The following is a 1,680-nucleotide window of genomic DNA, read 5'->3' as shown; positions in this document are numbered from 1 at the left end:
GGGTCTGACTCAAATTCCGTGCACTTGGTATCATGCTGGTGCCATGACCCTTGCCTTGAGCAGGTCGATTTTAGCGCGCCCGAACATCTGGCGCTTGATCGCCTTGAGGCGGTTTATTTTCCCCTCGACCTGACCGCTGGACCAAGGCGTGGCGATTGCGGCGGCGATGGCGTCCTTGTCCGCCGCCACGCCGGCGGCGAAGGCGGCGAGCTTAGTGTCTGCCGCCATAGCGATCCATGGATCGAGCCGCCCTTCGTCCTTCGAGCGCATCATGGCATGGAAGCGATCGAGGGCCTCACGTGCGATGATCAGCGCGGGCACGGCCTTTTCGATCACCGCGTTGATCAAGGCGGTTTGCGCAGAACCGGTCTCGCGTTCGGTGGTCATGCTGCGCGCAATGGTCCGCGCGCTCAGCCCAGCGCCACAAGAGTGGCCGAGTTTCTCATCGCGACGGCGGCGCGTAGCCCATTCGCTGACAACCCGCAGGGAGCCGGCAAAACCGGATGCCTTTAGCCGACGCCAAAGTTCCGCGCCAATCCGGCACCCCGCGTTCCACTCGGCCTCGAGTGTCAGCGACCAAGCGTCGAGCGAACTTTCGCGGCTGCGGAACGTATCGTGCCGCTGGCCGCGCAGAACCTTCCGGATCGTCTGGCGCGAAACGCCGATTGCGCGCGCCATGGCTTTGATCGGGATGCCTTGCGCGGCCAGATCGATGATCTGACGATTGAGCGCCTCACGCAATTGCGCGCCATCCCACTGGATTCGCTCGGCGCGGGTCAAGGTTGCGGGATCAACCGGGCCAGTGGGCGCCAATGCCCGACGTAGGCAGGGCATTTCCGAGCGCACTGCGGCGAGAAACGCCGCCGAAGCATTCTCGAACAGGTGCCAGCGGTCGGCCACCTGCCGCGCCTGCGGCGCCGCTTCGCTGGCTGCGGCCCCATACCCCGGGCCTCGGTCACGGCAGATGATCTCGACCTGCGGGTTCTGGCGCAGCCACGCGATCACAGTATTGCGCTGGCGATCGGGCAGCAGGTCTATGACCTGACGGCGCTCGAGATCCACAACGATGCTGCCGTAGCTGTGGCCGCGGCGCCAGGCGAAGTCATCGATGCCGATCACCCGCGCGGGCGGCGGCAGTTCGGAGGCAGGATCACGACGTCGTAGCACACGCAGCATCGTGTCGCGCGACCACGGCATCGCTAGTCGCGCCATCATCCGCGCCCCGGGCCGACCGCCTAGCGCCACCGCTACTGCCCGTACCAAGGCGTCGCACCGGCCCACTCTGCGGCCATATCGACGGCCAACCGGCGGCGCTAATGGTTCGCTGAACGTGCGTCGTTGGCAAGACGTGTGCGTGCAGCGAAACCGACGGACCGACAGCCGAAGCCGAACCGTGCTGCCGCTGACCGGCAAATCCGAGAGCGTGCGGTCGTATCGACTGTGAAAGGACGTAGATGGGTTAGCGCAGTCCGGGCAGATCGCTCCAGCAGACGCCAAGCGGCCCGAAACCTCGACAGTTCCGTCAACGACAGCTCTGCTCTCCACAATCAAACCGGGTAGCGTAAGGCTGCTGTCCCATGCTTTCACGGCCATTGACCCGTACTCCTCGCTTTTCGTGAGCTGGAGTTCGCGGCTACCCTTCGGATTTGTCAAATCTGCACGGAATTTGAGTCAGACCCA

Annotated in this window: 1 protein-coding gene; it reads right to left on the bottom strand. The window is 64.5% G+C overall.

Annotation, left to right across the window (positions count from 1 at the left end; translation table 11 throughout):
• Positions 1–30: 30 nt before the first annotated feature.
• Positions 31–1,593, bottom strand: a complete 1,563-nt coding sequence (locus EDF57_RS25305; protein ID WP_134096392.1) for an ISL3 family transposase — start codon at positions 1,591–1,593, stop codon at positions 31–33.
• Positions 1,594–1,680: the final 87 nt, after the last annotated feature.

Source organism: Novosphingobium sp. PhB55 (genome assembly GCF_004368805.1).
GTDB lineage: Bacteria > Pseudomonadota > Alphaproteobacteria > Sphingomonadales > Sphingomonadaceae > Novosphingobium.
This window is presented reverse-complemented; position numbering and strand designations above follow the sequence as displayed.